The organism is Pseudalkalibacillus sp. SCS-8, from assembly GCF_040126055.1.
GTDB lineage: Bacteria > Bacillota > Bacilli > Bacillales > Fictibacillaceae > Pseudalkalibacillus > Pseudalkalibacillus nanhaiensis.
On sequence record NZ_CP143541.1, the window covers coordinates 2,450,990 to 2,468,031 of the forward strand.

Sequence of the window (17,042 nt, forward strand, 5' to 3'; positions counted from 1 at the left end):
GGTTGGCTGTAAAAGTTCTCTTTATCATGAAAAAGAATTAAAACCTGAATGTACAATTTGTTCATTATCATCACCAGGATTTTCTCAAATATAATCTTTCCTCCGTTTAACTAAAACTCTAATGTACACACTAAACAACAAAATCGCACCCATTTTTGAGTGCGATTTTGACTTATGGTTATATTTATACGAGCTTATTTTGATAATAATTTTTTCTGCTTTCTGGAATAACATAATCTTTAATCTAAGTCATAATTACATTCGCCCAATGAGTTCTTATTTTACATATTATAAGATAAATGTATTCTCTTGATTTTTCTTTTCTAATACATTCATAATCACCCAGTTCGGCCTTCTTATTAAATCAAAGATATCATAATTAGTTAACATATGACCTTTGTTTTCGTAATGTTCAGTTAGCTCTAATAGACTAGATCTAAATTTGTTCCTATCTACTTTTTCCAAAAATGGGTGAACAAAAATTAAACTAACTGATTTATCCTCGAATGGTAAGGTTAAAACAGGAAATCCATTTATCCAAGTTGCTGATGTACCTCCATAATTGGCGAGAATACTCTTGATAGCATTATTCACTAAAGGTTTCCACTTACTATCAATACTAGGGATAAAACTACTATCCTTATAAATGGATGCTACATCTAAACCAAGCCTCCAATCTAAAATTGGATGGTACCCCATATTTTCGTATGTTCTTAAACAATCGTAACATGATGTATCACAATTATGGTTTTTAATTGTAGGGATATTACGAAACACCCCTGTTAAATCCGTAATTATTTCATCTAATAACTTATTATTTGATAAATGTTTCGAATAACCGGCACCATTGATTAGTCTATCAGCTATAAAGATTTCACCTATAGTATTATTGTTGATAGTATCAACTTTTGACCTGATACCAACTTGAAGTTCATCTGCATCAACATCAAGTAGTGTAGTAGCAACACGTCTAAACAAATAACCGAAGGAAATAAGCCCTGATTTTACACCTAAATTTGTTGGATCAAAAGTAATTTCAGACGTCAAATCTTTAGGACTAAGAACAAGCACCTCAGTATTTTTAATAGAAGCTAGTGCTACATTTTCAATAGCATCTTCCATGAGATAAGGGTTAAATCCCTCTTTATTTAATGTACTGGTTTCAATCCAACCATCGTATTCATTTTTCGCTTTTTTGAATGTAAATAACTGACCATAATTGTCATTTATTGAATAAACATTTCCATCCTGTGATGCGTATTTTATATTATAAAGGTGGTTAATATCTTGATTTATTGATGCATCATCCGCTAACCTTGGAATCGAACTTCGAGAGCTCCATTCAAAATCTTCTTTATAATCTCTATTTATCCATTCGCTTCTAAATCCTTGAGGTTCAGAGATAGGTGTTTTTCTAAAATCAAAGCTTCTATCTTCACCTAAAGGAGATTTACAGGAAGGACAAATAATAGGAAAAAGAGATTCGTCGTCAAAAAGTAAATGACAATTATTACAAATTGCAACATGTCGTATTTTACCTAAAGGATTCTCTTCAGGAACTACTTGACGACCTCGTACCCAGTAATGTGCAATTCCAACTGCCTTGTGCTTAACCTTATCTTTTATTATTTCAGATCCAGGTGAATATTCACTAATTGCTATTTCAAGGTCTCTATCTACAGTTCCATATTCCAAAAATTGAGGGGGCATATTTCGTGATCTTCTTTCATGATGGAACATCCTAACTCTAGTTGGAAACCCAAACATTGGAAGTAAACCTGCAGCAGCTAAGTTTTCACTCAAAGAGTTTGAAGAGTATCTTGAATCCTTTGATATTTCAGTGATTTTCTTAGTAAAATTACCATTTACAATAGATATTTTAAGTTTTTCTATCTCACTAGATTTGATTTTAGATTGAAATGATAATGCATCCACTATACTATTTAGTCGAACATTACCTTCTTTTGATTGGAGGTAAGCCTGTATTCTATCATTATATAATTCCCAATCGTCTTTATGGCCGAACTCACCATGGACACTATCTCCACCATCAATCTCCTCTATCAAACCTGTAGCAGCAAATGAATGAAACAAAATCTCCTTATATAGTACTCTTGAAAAAATCTTTTGAGATTTTAAATCAATATAAGGTTGCGGAGGAGGATCACCTGTCATTTTATCTAAATTATCAAAATACCAATCATCATGACTACGTCCTCTACATAAAGTCAAACTTACTGAAAGTGCTGAACCTCTTCGTCCGCAACGACCAACACGTTGTTGATAATTAAACCTTTGTGGTGGCATGTTTGACATTGCAACTAGTTGTAATGAGCCTATATCTACACCAGCCTCCATAGTTGTAGTCACACTTAAAATATCAATCTCATTAACTAATGGAATATCATCAAAATCATATATTGATTGAAACAACTGTTGTCTTCTGGAAGCAAGTTCTGCATCAGTTTGACCTGTCATTTCTTCCGAATGAAATCTCCTATAGGTTTTTTTATCCATTGATAAAAACCTGTAATAATCATTTATTTTAATACTATCAAATGTTTTTTCTTTTAAAGCCGAAAAACAATCCGTACAAACATTACAAGAAGCATGCAAATGATTTCTTCCACATTTTTTACATTCAAATACTTTTTGTTCTGCTGGTACAATATAAATCTCATTCGAATTAATTAGATAATCTTTTACTCCCCTTAAATTTTCAAAAATCCTCACGGTATTATTAATTAAAGCTTCCTCTTTTAAATTGTTAGATTTCGCAACAGCCTTCCAATATTTTTTTAATAAACTTGGTGGATTATCTGTTGGTGCTCTATTTAAATCATATCTTCTTAACCCACCTAAGATTCTAATAGAACTATCTACTAATTGTCGCCAAAAATCCGGTTCTTTTCCCATATTCTCCGTCAATAACATTTCGATATCAGTAGTAAGTCTTGCTATACACAAAGATTCAAAATCCCTTTTTCTTTGTGAAAACAAAACATTCGCTAGTACATTATCTTTTAGACTTTCTATAATTTTCTTTCGTAATCTCTCAAGATCTATAGGAAGTGTTTCTAATTTAGGTATTGGCCTTTCTATATTACTCCAATCATATAATTGTACCCATTTGTACCCATTTTGTTCATAAAGAGAAATTTCTGATCCCCCAGGATTAATTCCCAGTTTAATCAGACTATGTTCAATTGGGTTCCATAATTCAATAAGCTTTACAGGTTTATCTAGAGAGTCTAATATTTTTTTAATTTGTTCCTTTCTTTGTGGAGCAAGTATGCCTCCTTGATAATAAAGTTGTAACAACATTGCCTGATTTTCATGATTGTATAAATAATCTTCAGCTTCTAATTTTTCACTAGGGCTTAATTTAAGACCTTGCAATTGTTTAATAAATGATTTAAGTGGAGTCTGTTCTTTCCCCAATACTGAAACCACAATATATCTTAAAATATGATAATAATGATTTAATTCAATTTTAGCTGAAAGTTTTGCTGCATCTTGTCTGCTATCTGAAAATAGCACAGCTTTTTGCGCTTCTTTATTTGGTAGCTCTCTCATTAGGGAGTCAAGCATAACTTGTGCTATCATATCAAAACCAGTTTTTTGCCCTCTAATTGGCGATCTAGTTCTTTTGGTACTTTCTAGAGGTTCGGTTTTTGTAAGTGGACCTTTCAATTCCCAATCATCTGCACAGTTTGGACACTTAATTGGAAATGCAGGCATTTTAGCTTTATATTCTTCATCTCCTTCAATTAAAAACATATAAACGTTTGGGTCATCAAAGCTATCTCTTTTAATTTGGCCAATTTTATCTCCATAATTAGCCTTAACCCATGAAAAACTTAATTTATTTTTTTTATTATTAGTATCTATTGTTCTCTTCCATGATTTTATATCTTCATCAATATCCAAGGATGGCCAAAAAAGAGCATATTCTCCGTATCTTTTTTGAAAAGGAATCTTATCAGGTAACCCTTCCAGGTTAGGGTAATCTGCAGTTAAGTAATAAGCACTTTCCTCATCGGCCTTACTCTTATATCCTCCTAAAAATGAGTCACTACAATTCTGACAATAATAGAAATCTAAAACTCTAGAGCCACAGCTACATTGAACTCTAGGTTGATTGTATAACTTTCCTATCCTCCTTTCGTTAAATTTAAATTTCTCGTCTACCGAAGAACAACTCGGATTTGAACACGCCCACAACCCTTGGAAATTCTTAAAAAACAAATGTGTCCTAATCGGTATTACAACCTCACCATTTTTCTTTGAATTAATTAATGCATGAAGAAGACCACCAATAGCGTTAATAGATTTAGTATTTGTACCAAATATTTTTTTATTAAGTTCTTTTAAGGATGTTGGTTTTTCACATTCCTTAATAAATTCATTTAAGATTCCAGATTTATTAAGAACATTATATAAAGATTCCTCACAACTGTTCTCTTCAAATGGTTGTTCAAACTCATTACATAGTCTTTTTACAGCAGTTGTGTAATCGTTATTACATAACTTGTAATAATCTATAAAAGCATTAGAAGTATTTTTAAATGCTTTGTTCTCTTCGAATAAGTTAGCTCTTTCTCTATCTCCGGTAATGATTTCAAATTTATCAATAGGTATACCAAAAAATTGTTCTAAAAACTCTTTTCCGCTTTTATCTAAAGAGGCACTAGTAGCAATTACCCTAAGTTGCGGACTTTCGGGTGTTAGCCCTAGACGACTTAGAAGTGCTCTTATTACATAAGCCACCTCTGTCCCTGCTGTTCCCCTATATGTATGTAATTCATCTAAAATTAAAAAAAATGTATTATTAGAATCTTCTTCTAACCACTCTTTTGTTTTTTCAAACATTCTCTGTTCAATTGATCTAGTTAATATGATATTTAGCATACTAAAGTTTGTAATCAAAATATCCGGTGGATACTCTTGCATATCCCATCTTGAAATCATTTCTGAACCGCCAATTTGATTAATATACGTTATTTTTTCATGGTATTTTTCTTTTAGCTTAGTTTTAATATGATAAATTTCATCACTATTCCAAGTGTTTAAATTTAGCAACTCATTAGTCACTTCACTTTGTAACTCAAGTTTTACTTTTTGTTTTATTTCTTGACTGGGCTCACTTGAAATATTTTGAATTAGGTGCATAAAATGTTTTTCTAATTCGATTTGTTTTCTATACATCTGCTTTTTTAAGCCTCGTAATTTTTTTACTTTAACCTTATTTGCGGGATTTCCAGGAACTGGGGTTTTGCCGGTATACCTCCCAAAATGAATTCTATTTCCTTCTCTATTATGGTCAAGCCACTCCTTCGCTTCTTCACTATCTAGTGATTTCCTTAAACGTACTAACTGATCCTCGACTAGGGCATTTAATGGATACAAAATTAATCCTCGAATCGCTGGTTTACGTCTTTCATTACTTCTCGAAGGTACCCATGTATCTCCTACTTGCCACCAAGGAGTTGGTTCTTCTCCTGGCTTTTCCCAACTTTTTGCTTCGTTTAATATATTTGCAATTAAAGGGAGAAGAAAACTTTCTGTTTTACCAGACCCCGTACCTGAAGTAACTACAACATTTTTATTGTTTTTCAAAACTTCCTTAAAAGCACTGTATTGATGTAGATGTAAGCTATGATTGTTATTAAAAAGACCTTTTGAGGCAAAATCTCCGAAATCAGTAGACCATCCAATTGATTTACAGGAACTAGTAACATTTTTACCAGAACTTTTAAATGGAGGCATCGCTTCAATATATGGATATTGATATACGTTACCTGGCTCACTTAATATTGTTTCTCGTTCTTCCATTAATTTTTCATGCCCTAAGGCAAAAGGACTATCCATATATCTTATATACATCTCTTTCATTCTATTAAAAACACCTAATACATCATTCATTCTATACACCATCCTAATGATAGTAGTTTAATTGAAAACCTAATTTATATACCAAAGAAATAGCTATTTCATGAGGAACATTTCTATAAACCCTATAACCGTTACTCACTTCTGGACATTGACCAATACAAGAGGTTAACACCCTTTCATATAGTTCCGGCAACTCATATGCTTGCTTAACCTTTAACTCGTAATTTTTATAATTAAAAATTGGTATCCCTTGTTGTCGTGCGTAATAAAGTTTTCCTATATCTCTATCTATTTTGATAGTATTTTTACTAGTTGCCCTATATAAACAAATATATTGACCAAAACTATTTATAAGTAATTTTAATGGTGATTCCTTATCTTTGATCCATTTATGACTAAACAGATCCCAGCCTTTGACTATCCAATATGAATTCCCAATTATCGGTTCTGAAATCGGTTCAGCACCTTTTATATACGAGCTTAACTCAGGCAAGCATCTTAAAAGATCATAGCTAAAGTAATCTAATCCCCAGTTATATTTAATATTTAGATTGTTTAAAAATTTTTTTAATTCATCTACTGATTTTCCTAATAAAAATATTGATAACGGTTCATGACTTGAATTAGGTATAGATTGTAAATGCGTGACTTCTCCATACGTTAATTTTAAAAGTTGTCTTACTGATTCCCTTGTACGACCCCCAGTTAAGTATACAATTGGATCATTGGAAGGGATAACAGCAACAGATGTTGGAATGACATTCCAATAGTGCCTATTAAAATCCTTATCTTTTACAAACTCCACAAACCCGAGCTGGGAAAGTTTTTGTCTTACCTTATACGCTGTAAGTCCAATATTTTCACTACCAAAACACCATTTTATACCTTTTAAAAAAGCATCCCAGTTGCCTTCTTTTCTGATAGTTAAATATTCAAAAAATAAGTCAATAGGTCTAAAGTGAGTTAAATTCTCATTAACAAAGCTTATCCCCATATCTTTATATTCGCGGTTTAAATTAAACGGCATAGCATTAATAAAGTTAGGGACTTTCTTTGCTACGCTTTTTTCTTTATTGCTTGTGTTTAAATAAGCTATGAAGCCTTTTTGCTTAAAAGGTCTAGGAAAGGATTCTAAAGATTCATAAATATAGGTTCCTGCAATTTTAAGCTTTTCGTTAGAATATTGCTTAGGGTTAAAACCTGAAAATGTAATCAAGTTTTCATGATTGTTCTTTAATAAGATTGTTTTCTCAATATCATTGAAACTAATTTTATAAATTTGAGACTTTTTTAAAAGTAAGTTTTTAAAGTTAATAGTATCCTCACCATCTATTAAACTAAAAAACGGTGTATCATTTACTGAAATAGTTGTTTTAGGTTTTGTAATAATTGAAACTTCTGGTGGCCCATCTAATAGCCACTCCATGTAGCCTACTTTTAGGCCACCTAAAAATGTTATTTTATCTTGATCATTTTTTAAGACAAAACTGTTTAGTACATCTTCTGAGCCTATTATTTCCCTATTATGTATTTTAAGAAATATACACTTCCAAGAAGAAGGGAGATTTGAAATTATTATATCCTTACTTTTGAACTCATTTATAACTAGCCACTCTTTTATAACACTTTCCATCTCTGTATTAAAAACTACTAAATGATCTTTACCTTTCACTATATTATCTCTATTTATCCAGCCATTAATTCCTAAATCAACACCACGACGGAAAAAAAATAAATTTCCACCTTCAAACACTAACTTAAGTTGATTAAGAATAGTATATGTATGTCTAGTTACTAAGTTATTTTGTTGAATATTAACTTCCTTATAAAAAGTGTTATTTTTATAGCAAAATCCTTTTAGGTCTTCTGTTTCTAAAATTTCTTCAGAAATATTATCTTCGTCTATAATAGAGAAAAAGCCCATTTTTACTTTTGGATTAAAAAAGTTAGTTTGCCTATCTTCGTCAATACGTAAAAACATATTATATCTTTTTACTAAGCTTTTTATTTGTGGATCAATTGTATTAGCTTCAAATTGATTATCTTTTGATCCAGTCCAATTTTTATACTCGAAGAGTACAGCTTGAATAATACCTTCACGTATACCTTTTTTATTTTTAAAAAATAGATTTGATAGACGATTAACCTTCGTTGAAAGGTATAATTCTAGTTGCTCTAACATTGAATTAGTATTAACATTGAGTCCTGGACGTAGACCAGCCCAATAAAAAAAATCATAAATTTGTTCTCTATCAGCATCTCTTACTAAGCACTGTGACTTTGGATATCCTATATATGCTTGACCATACTTAAATACGTTTGTATAACCATACATTCCATTATTTTCCTTTTGCCAAGTGATAAGATGTTGCCATAGATATTTAGTCTTCTCAAAATAAAAAGGCTTTCCTTCTCCATTTAATTCAAGTAAATACCTTAGTCTGTGATAATAGTTTCCTGCACCTATTCCCTTTTTTCTATTTGATTTCATTTTTGTTGCCGCAAGAACTGTTATGGCCAACACTCCAACAAATGGTGGAAACCCAACTTTCCCCTGCTTAAACCACTTTCTTCCCCATATATACGCCTTTTCAAAAACTAATTCCGGGTCATTTCTTCCATATGATTGAATACTTTTACAGAATGAATACATGGCCTCTTCTTTATTTAATTTTAGTTTAGCACCTAATTTTATAATTAGATTCTCATTTACATAAAGGTAAACTATTTTATTCTCATTATGTTTACCAAAAAAATATTCACACAATACTTGATTCCAACTTTTATAATCTATGAGGGTTTTAGTATTAACTGTATTTTTTAGTGTCACATAACCGCCCCCTTAATAATTTTAAATATTCAGAAATAAAGAGATAAAAATCTAAAAGATTAGGAATTTTCTACCGTAAGACCTTATATATAAATATTATTATTATGCTAATAAGAATACAAGCATTAAAATTCCAGATAATACCTTAACCTAAAGACAAATCAGAAATAACAAAAAACTTTAATGACCTTGAAATAAAACAATTACATATAAGATTTATCCTTTATTAATATAGACAGTGCTAAATTTTTTTAAGAATATACCTTTTTTTAGAATATTGACTCAACCTTAATGAATTTGTATTTAATCAAGTTGTAGAAAATTAACGACAATCCAGTTTTCTTCTTCTTTCCGTAGAAGGACTTCAACAGTAAGCCTTATCTTATTACTTTTATTATTTGCTAAATTTTTTGCTGTATGATTAAAAATTAGATAGGCAGATGCATTCTCCCTATCCAGTCTTGTATACACTCTTAAGTCTTCTACATCATGCTCGTATAGTAGTTTCTCAGACTCGTCAGAAAAAATTTGTTTAAATAACTCCTGACTTAAAACCCTCTCTGCATTCGATCTTCTCTCTTTGTAGTTATCTTCTTGAACGTTGAAAACTGACCGAACGAACAGATTGATAGTTTCCTCTATTTTTTGATTATCTGTTTCCTTATAAAATTGAGTTTTCATCTGATTATTATTTTTTAAAAAGCTAATTTGATTTTTTTGTCTCTGTGTTGTTTCTTTTAACTTTTCTATTTCTACTTCTTGCTGTTCTATGGTGGTTAAACTGAACCAACCTCCAACTATAACTATGATGGCAATAATTAATAAAACAGTCTTAATTATGAAGTCCTTTGTGTTCATCTAATCACCCTTGTTTGCAAATAAACCTTTAGGATTTTGGTGACCACTCCATTTGTTTGTTTTCCATTCGAAGTGAAGATGTGGGCCAGTTGAGGAACCAGTGGTTCCGCAAACCCCTACTTGCTGCCCTCTCTCTACAATATCTCCTTTTTTAACTGATAAATCTGAAAGATGGGCGTAAGCAGTGATGAATCCTTTCCCATGTTGGATCATCACTAGGTTCCCGTATCCAGGTGTTCCATCACTATTTGTATGGAACTCTGAATAGATAACCTTACCAGCATTGACCGATTGGATTGGTGTGACATAGTTGATGCAGCCGAAGTCCATACCTTGATGCAAATCCTTTGATCCATCAAATGGATCTTTACGATAGCCATAATTTGATGTCACTTTCTTTATGCCATCAACCGGGAAGGTCCATTCACCTTCAGCAGCTACAAGAGTTGAATAATCATAGTACTGCATGACTGAGTCAACATAATAAATATCCCCATAGCAGGCTTCATACTGTACAGCTTCAGGTCTTACACAGCTGTATTCGCCTGTTTCCTTCAATTTGTCATACATCATCGATGAGTATTCGATTGCAAGCTCTTGTGTATACTGGCCACCGTTATCAAATACATAAGGGATGAACCCAGTACCAAAGTTATAGGATTGCACAGCGAGTTTGACATCACCTTTGGCTTTCTCTAGTACATTGGAAAAATACTTTACACCCTGTTTAATTGATAGCTCTGAATCATCAATACATCCAACCTTACCGCAATAACTTTCAGATGCTTGCATGGGGTCATCCCCACGACCTCCCGACTCTTGCATCATCAAGGCAAGAAGCATCCCCACATGTTTTTCAACACCATATTCCTTCGCATACTTTTCAACCGTCGGTTTGTGCTGCAAAACATCTTTAGACAGATTTGCTCCATTATTTCCATCAAGAGACGTAGATTGATTGTTTACAAGTTGATCCGCGAACATTAACAACATGAAAAGAAGACTGAATAAAAGGGCAGAAGCAAGGAGAAAGGGGAACAGATACTTTAGGAATAATCCTAACGCCACTTTTTTTGTTTTCACTTCTAGCGCTTGGCGGAACAAAGCATCTCCTCCCTACTCGTTATTTGATGAATAAAAGTGAGATTTCCGGTTTAATAGACCTTCTGAATTTCCTCCCACTCTTCTTTTATCTTTGGTTTGTATTGATGGTTGTTTATGGTGATTATAAGGGTTTCGAGCTGATTTTGATGGCTCATGGTTCAACGATTGAGTTGATTCGCTTACATTCTGTGAAGGTGATGTTTTTGTATTACTCTGCTTCGAGCCTTTTCGTGAGGTGTTTCTAACATTCTTAGTATTTACGTGTTTAGTAGAATTGGATTGATTATTTGATAGGACAGATACCTTATCATTTTGATAAACATTCTCCCTCTCATCTGTTGCTGTAGTCGGTTCAGGATGGAACCCCTGTTTTTGAAAGCTTTGTTTTCCACCAAATTGAGCTTGTCCGATTCGATTTCGTGCTTGTTGTACTTTTTCATTGATCGATCCACTTACATTCCGAGCAGACTGTCCAATTGACGACAACCCATTTCCGGCTTTCGTTCGACTCCGTGAGACGACTTGTCGACCCTTTTTTAGTCCACTTCCTGTTTTCTTTTTCATTTGAGAGGCATGACGAAGTCCTTGTTGTGTTCGAGATAGCGTCGTTCGACCCGTTCGTGCTGCCCCCATATCACCGAGACTTGGTGACGCCCCTTCCAACATGCTGAAGACAAATTGACGTTTCATGTACATGAAGATGATAGCGACACTGAAGACGATTTGAATGAATATACGGTAATAGAGATCGTTGGACATGTTCGTCATATCATAACCGAGCGTAATGAAGCTTGTAGCCACTAGAATGAAGAACATTGTAATCGCTTTGAAAAAGACTAGAATAAAAGTCCCTTTGGCATATTTGGCAACCAATGCTTCAAACGATGGGAAAATACTCATGAACAAAATGAAAGGTGCAAGTAGCATCATCAAAATGAACGCAAATTGCAGCATAATCCGAACCAAAGCGATGAAGAAAAAGACGATACCTTGAATAGTGGTCGACAATAACATGACCATGATGTAACCAGCTTGTTTGAAGGCATTCCCAGCAAAGATTTGTTTGTTCCCGTATTCTTCGTATTCTTTTTGAGAAATTTCTTCACGTTTTTTCATACCTTTTTCTGTGCTTGGATCAGCATTTAAATACTCTTCAACGCGATCAGATTGTTCAGCATTGATTTTTGCTTTATCCGCACTCCCGTATTGAAGTAAAAGATACGGTTGATAGATCAACGCATCAAACACCTTGTTCTCGACTGAGACAGATACAGAACGGGCTGAATTTTCATCGAAACTGACAAAATTAAATGAATCATCCTCCGTCAATGACGGATTCACCTGCATTACTGCATTTTCAAGAGTTGTAGAAAATCCGTGTAGGAGATCGATGTAATTGAACTTATCGGTCTGTATGGAGAAGAGCAACGTCAAACTGAGCATAATCAATGTGAGAAGCTTGAAAAACGCCTGCCAATTCTGTTGGATATAAGCCCGGACTACGATGCCAAGAGAGGCTACAGCTAATGCAAATAATCCAAAGTTATAGGTCAGAGTACCAGCTGTACTCGATGTTATCTCTTCAACAGCACCTTTGGTCATATCGATGATGTCAAGCGAAAATAGCTGATATACAATCATGAGAACGATATTCGCTACAACGATGTTGATCATCCAAATGAAGCTTTTGATAGAAGTCGCAACAGAGGAACCTGTCTTCCCTGCCACATCCCACCAGCTATCATCGGCATAGGTCATTAATTCATAACGATTTTCATCAAACTGTTTGGATTTCCTTTCATCTTCCAGTGATTCTGCGTACCCATCAGTGGATATATTTAATGAAATTAAAAGGAGGATGAACAAGGAAAACAGAAGCTTACGTTTCATAGGATTACCTCCTATTAAAAGTTGTGCAGCTATCTTTTATTTCCTCATAGTTGTTTGTTCCGTAGTTAATTTCATATTCTTTCATCATAAACTTTCTTTGATATTCTCCGTCCGCAGTTTGCCAGTGAACAATATAATTTCCATCAAAACCCTTTTCCTCATTGCCTTTTTCAGTTGCTTCACAAACCTTTAAAACTTCAATTTCCTCTTTTTTATAATTGCCTTCTTCGATCACCTTTTGTTGTAATGCACGATTTGCCACAGCATCTTTCACTTTTTCTTCATCATGGTCAAATTCATTTCCCCCACAACCTCCAAGGACAAGTAAAATGGTAGATATAAATAGTAGTATTGTTTTTTTCATCTTCAGCACCCTTTCTTCAGCTGTAGGCTTCTTCTAAATGTACGGCTTCTGATTCTTTTTCAGTGGTCTTGAAAGCTTCAAACCACTCATCAAAAAGAATATCAATTGCAATCGCTTGATTACGTCCTAAATGGTCCTGAAACAGACACATACCCGATTTTAGATTACTGACGATTTCGATATTTTCTTGGTTCTCTTCCATATCGAAAAAACGTAAGACAGGTTTAATCGATTCATCGGATTTCGGTCGGAAAGCGAATTTGATTCCGATTTGTTCCTTTGTTGTATCGACATTGAAATCATCATACGCCTGGGTGACAAGAACAATATCTGTTCGTAATGAACGACCGGTCCGCAGCATTTCATCGATCAGATCCTGACCGTTGGAAGAACGCTTCAATGTCCATGCCTCATCAAAGATGATCATCGCTTCCTCTTCTTTCTTGGTTGAGAAGGTATGGACGTATTTGGAGATCGACATCATGAGGCAGAGCCCGATCCGTTCCTCTTCGTTCATGTTGTCTGACGCCGGAAGACGCAAGCCTTGAAGACCCAATACATTGATTTGGCGCTCAAAATCTAATCCCATTGATTGTTTGCTGCCGAACAGCATACGCCCCAGTCCATAACGGTATTTTTGTATGAACTTCCCTAACGTCACATCCTTCTCAATGATCCGTTCAACTACACCTGTCAATGTCGGATACTCATTGGTCTCCACCTCTTCAATGATCGAATCATAGATGATGACGGATTCACCTCTCGACCCTCGAACCTCAGCTAATGTATTGAGGATCATCATTGCCGTTTGGATTGCTTGGTCCCCTTTCAGGAATACAAGAGGATCAAGCGCACCGTGGTACTCGCTTTTTTCAGATAGATGGATGAAGTTAATCCGTTCATACAGTTCCTTGAATTCGGGTATGTCTCCGTATTTGTGCAAAGCATCTTGATAATAACGCTGAAATTCATTTTTTGGATCGACGTAAAGAACCTTAGAACCAAAGAATGTACACCATGTGAAGAAGTTCTTCACCAGAACTGATTTCCCACTCCCAGGAGGTCCTGTAATTAAAATGTTACCGTTGGTATGGGTAGCACCGGAAATGGCCTTTTTCGTTAGTAACGGGTTAAAAACAACAATGTTGTTATTGATTTCACGCGCCTGCTCCACACTGGACAATTTCTTTCCAGTGATCACTTTTCCAAGGACCATGCCAAATCGATTTCCGACTTTGTTGGACAGATCCATGGCAGACTGGGCAAGATACGTCTCATCGACGACCTGTTCAAAGTACCTGTAATCATGGTAGGAAGCTGGCAAACTCTGTGAAAAGAGAGTTAATTGATCAACAAGGGGCTTCGATAGACAAAATCCTGTATTCTTGAACAAGTTTTGTAGTGCTTCCTGCTTCTCCTTCATTCCTCTCTTGGATCTATCGGCTATCACAAGTGTGAAGGACATATGAAGAACCTTTCGTGCATCGTGTTTGAGATCCTCCAATAGCGCCTCCAATCTGTCTGATGCCATTTCTACGACTGAATCGTCATCTGCTGTATGGGTAGAACGGATTTCTCGATCGAAATTGGTGAAACGTCTTTTTAATTTTCGGACCTGACGGATGTTAGTCGTTTGATCTTTGAAGTGATAACGGATTTGGAACTCAACAGGGAAATCAATACTCTCGAGAATGTCCTGAATGAACCGATAATTCTCAACCGATACGGGCATTTCTGAAAACGGCATAAAACAGAGGTATTCGGTATGGTCCTCATGTTTGACCGTCATATGACCGTACTCGTTCTTAACGACTCCTTCGGTCAGGTTATATGACCCTTCCGGTGTATCGAAGCCATCGCTGGTTCGGTGGAACATGTAATAAATGAACCGGTTGATTTCCTTTTCGGTACACTTCTTGAAGTTCTTATGATAGGCGACCTTGTTGCTGAAGGATCGTTCCAGCTCCGCGTAATACTCGAAATCATCTTCAACATGTGTCTGAAACGTCATCAGTTTCGAAAGATCGTCCCGCACCCTTTTCGTGAACTTCTTCATAAAGTCCCCGACATCCACCATCACTTTGTTATCCATTTTGTTCAGATGGATTCCGATGTATAAATCGTATTCATGCAGGAACACTTCGTTTTCCAACGTTAAAGAAGCTCGATCAAAGTACACCCGTCCGATATCCGAGAATTCCCCTTTTACGATGTTATCGTTGATGACACTTGTAAAGGTCGGAAAGTCAAACTTTTTCGGGATGATCATGATGTGATAGTCGTATTCCGTGTGTGACAGAAAGGCTGCCGTCCGTTCAACATATCGCTGGAACTCAATTGCACTGTTCAGGCGAATATGTTCCTCATCCAGTTTGTAGAATGCCCAGACCTGTTTTCGTTTGTTGAAGATCATATTCTGATGTTTGAGCTCAATCGGGAACTCAAGCATAGCCTTCATTCATCTTCACCTGCTTTCATATGCGGTTCGAACACCATCTCTTTTCCCATTTGCTCACTTGCCACTTCAATGAAATGTTCATAAGAGGTCTCTTTGGTCCGATAAAACCGGACGCGACCCTTTAGAAACGGAATGAACTTTTTGTTGTCATATTGTAGGTTGAATACGACGAATGTAATGATCCCAGGTATAACAGTGATAAGGATCAGCCAGTTTTTTGCTACGAAGCCTAGGAGGTTATGGTCGCCCTGGACCCCGATCATCACAAAACCGATGACGAGAAGTATTGCCAATACGAAGGAAAAAATCATTTTTCTTACCTCCAGCCCATTCGCAAATTCAATGGAACCGATCCGGTAAATTTTAATCGGATATTTATACTCCGGGGTGAAGTTTTCTCCTTTGAGCTTCATACAAAAACCTCCTTACTGGAATACGGTTTTTCCGATCGTTTTCGCAAGCTCCTGGAATTGTGGACCAAAGAAGACAACAATCAAGCAGCAGATTCCAAGTGCGAGTCCAGACCAGAACTGTCCCCAATCCTCACGGGTATAGGCAACTAATGCCCGTATGACCATTATGAGCAAAACCAGAAAACCGATTTGTGATACGAGGTTTGTCGTCACTTCTTGTAAAGTGAAATTCATCTGTACATCCTCCTTATTCCATGGATTCAATGAAAAATTTATTGTTTTCAAATGAGAGCTGTAGTTTATACGTGTAAAGACTGTTCAGTGATGTTTGGTTGTTTTGGTATTGAACATCTACAATCGCTCGATAGGATGCTCTGTGGTCTTTGGCAACCTGACGGATGGTGACGCTTTGAAGGATTTGATCGTTCAACCCTCTTTCCACTTCAGCCATGAAGGGAAGTTTTTCATCACTCGTCCCATAAGAAGTGAAAAATTCGGTTAGGAACGATTGGAGTTTCTTATATTCTGAAGACGTAGGTAACTCCCCTTCCAGTTCGTTTGGTTCAGCGTTCATTGTGGTTCTCAAATCACTTTCAACCAGACGAGGATTTTGATACACAGCATATCCTTTACCGTCTGTCGTAACGGGTACAACGATCTCAACACGATTCGCTACCTTTTTCGGATCGTTTTCTTTATTGTCTCCCTCCTTCGATTCTCCCGGATTTTCAACAATTTCGTATTTAGCTATAAAATGAACATTTGCCTGATTTCTGCTGATTTGTTCTGTATCCATGTATTGAAGATCTTTTAACACTCGACTTCCTTTGAAGTCGTCCAGATTTCCTAAACGCTGGAGATCATAACCACTGACAAAATAGGTGCTGAGCGTTTCAAGACGCTTCTTACGTTCATCCTCACTTTCGGGAATCCCAAAATATTGCTGTAAGAATTGATCCGTGAAAACGACAATCGAATGGGAATGGATGAGATTGGAATCATGAACCTGATTGAGTTCTTCTTCGATCGAGTTTTCTTGTGCCTTAACTGAGTTTCGAATGGTTTGGTATTTGCTGAAAAAGATGACGTTGAATACTAAAGAGAATAGGATCACCGTGAAAAAAACGATGCTTGTGATTCGTGTGGCGGTCCTTCTGGAATAGGGAACTTTCCGTGCCCCTTTTTCCTTGTTCATCTTTTCTGATGGTTTTCGTTTACGCTTCATAACTT

Annotated in this window: 10 protein-coding genes; all 10 read right to left on the bottom strand. The window is 35.4% G+C overall.

Annotated elements, in window-relative coordinates; genetic code table 11:
- Positions 1–288: 288 nt before the first annotated feature.
- Positions 289–5,925, bottom strand: a complete 5,637-nt coding sequence (locus tag V1497_RS12830; RefSeq protein ID WP_349407933.1) for a DEAD/DEAH box helicase — start codon at positions 5,923–5,925, stop codon at positions 289–291.
- A gap of 13 nt (positions 5,926–5,938) precedes the next feature.
- The gene (locus V1497_RS12835) at positions 5,939–8,725 is read right to left on the bottom strand and encodes a hypothetical protein (protein WP_349407934.1); all 2,787 of its coding nucleotides are present in this window, start codon (positions 8,723–8,725) and stop codon (positions 5,939–5,941) included.
- A gap of 303 nt (positions 8,726–9,028) precedes the next feature.
- A complete protein-coding gene (locus tag V1497_RS12840; protein WP_349407935.1) occupies positions 9,029–9,583 on the bottom strand; it encodes a hypothetical protein in 555 nt (184 codons plus the stop codon).
- Positions 9,584–10,687, bottom strand: coding sequence for a lysozyme family protein (locus V1497_RS12845; RefSeq protein WP_349407936.1), 1,104 nt, complete (start codon positions 10,685–10,687; stop codon positions 9,584–9,586).
- Positions 10,688–10,699: 12 nt separating this feature from the next.
- On the bottom strand, positions 10,700–12,577 hold the full coding sequence (locus V1497_RS12850; protein ID WP_349407937.1) for a CD3337/EF1877 family mobilome membrane protein: 1,878 nt from the start codon (positions 12,575–12,577) through the stop codon (positions 10,700–10,702).
- A gap of 4 nt (positions 12,578–12,581) precedes the next feature.
- Positions 12,582–12,941, bottom strand: a complete 360-nt coding sequence (locus tag V1497_RS12855) for a hypothetical protein (RefSeq protein ID WP_349407938.1) — start codon at positions 12,939–12,941, stop codon at positions 12,582–12,584.
- A 16-nt stretch (positions 12,942–12,957) separates the two neighbouring features.
- Positions 12,958–15,399 carry an ATP-binding protein gene (locus V1497_RS12860; RefSeq protein WP_349407939.1) on the bottom strand — a complete coding sequence of 814 codons (2,442 nt, stop codon included), beginning with the start codon at positions 15,397–15,399 and terminating at the stop codon, positions 12,958–12,960.
- Complete coding sequence (locus tag V1497_RS12865; RefSeq protein ID WP_349407940.1) at positions 15,396–15,812, bottom strand: conjugal transfer protein; 417 nt, start codon at positions 15,810–15,812, stop codon at positions 15,396–15,398. Before V1497_RS12865 ends, V1497_RS12860 begins: the two co-directional genes overlap by 4 nt.
- A 12-nt stretch (positions 15,813–15,824) precedes the next feature.
- Entirely contained in the window at positions 15,825–16,046 is a 222-nt protein-coding gene (locus V1497_RS12870; RefSeq protein ID WP_349407941.1) for a hypothetical protein, read from the bottom strand.
- A gap of 13 nt (positions 16,047–16,059) precedes the next feature.
- Positions 16,060–17,037 carry a conjugal transfer protein gene (locus V1497_RS12875; RefSeq protein WP_349407942.1) on the bottom strand — a complete coding sequence of 326 codons (978 nt, stop codon included), beginning with the start codon at positions 17,035–17,037 and terminating at the stop codon, positions 16,060–16,062.
- Positions 17,038–17,042: the final 5 nt, after the last annotated feature.

Bases quoted from the DNA above. Each gene is read 5' to 3' on its own strand.
- V1497_RS12830 (WP_349407933.1), bottom strand. From the start codon at position 5,925: ATGAATGATGTATTAGGTGTTTTTAATAGAATGAAAGAGATGTATATA.
- V1497_RS12840 (WP_349407935.1), bottom strand. From the start codon at position 9,583: ATGAACACAAAGGACTTCATAATTAAGACTGTTTTATTAATTATTGCC.
- V1497_RS12850 (WP_349407937.1), bottom strand. From the start codon at position 12,577: ATGAAACGTAAGCTTCTGTTTTCCTTGTTCATCCTCCTTTTAATTTCA.
- V1497_RS12855 (WP_349407938.1), bottom strand. From the start codon at position 12,941: ATGAAAAAAACAATACTACTATTTATATCTACCATTTTACTTGTCCTT.
- V1497_RS12860 (WP_349407939.1), bottom strand. From the start codon at position 15,399: ATGAAGGCTATGCTTGAGTTCCCGATTGAGCTCAAACATCAGAATATG.
- V1497_RS12865 (WP_349407940.1), bottom strand. From the start codon at position 15,812: ATGAAGCTCAAAGGAGAAAACTTCACCCCGGAGTATAAATATCCGATT.
- V1497_RS12870 (WP_349407941.1), bottom strand. From the start codon at position 16,046: ATGAATTTCACTTTACAAGAAGTGACGACAAACCTCGTATCACAAATC.
- V1497_RS12875 (WP_349407942.1), bottom strand. From the start codon at position 17,037: ATGAAGCGTAAACGAAAACCATCAGAAAAGATGAACAAGGAAAAAGGG.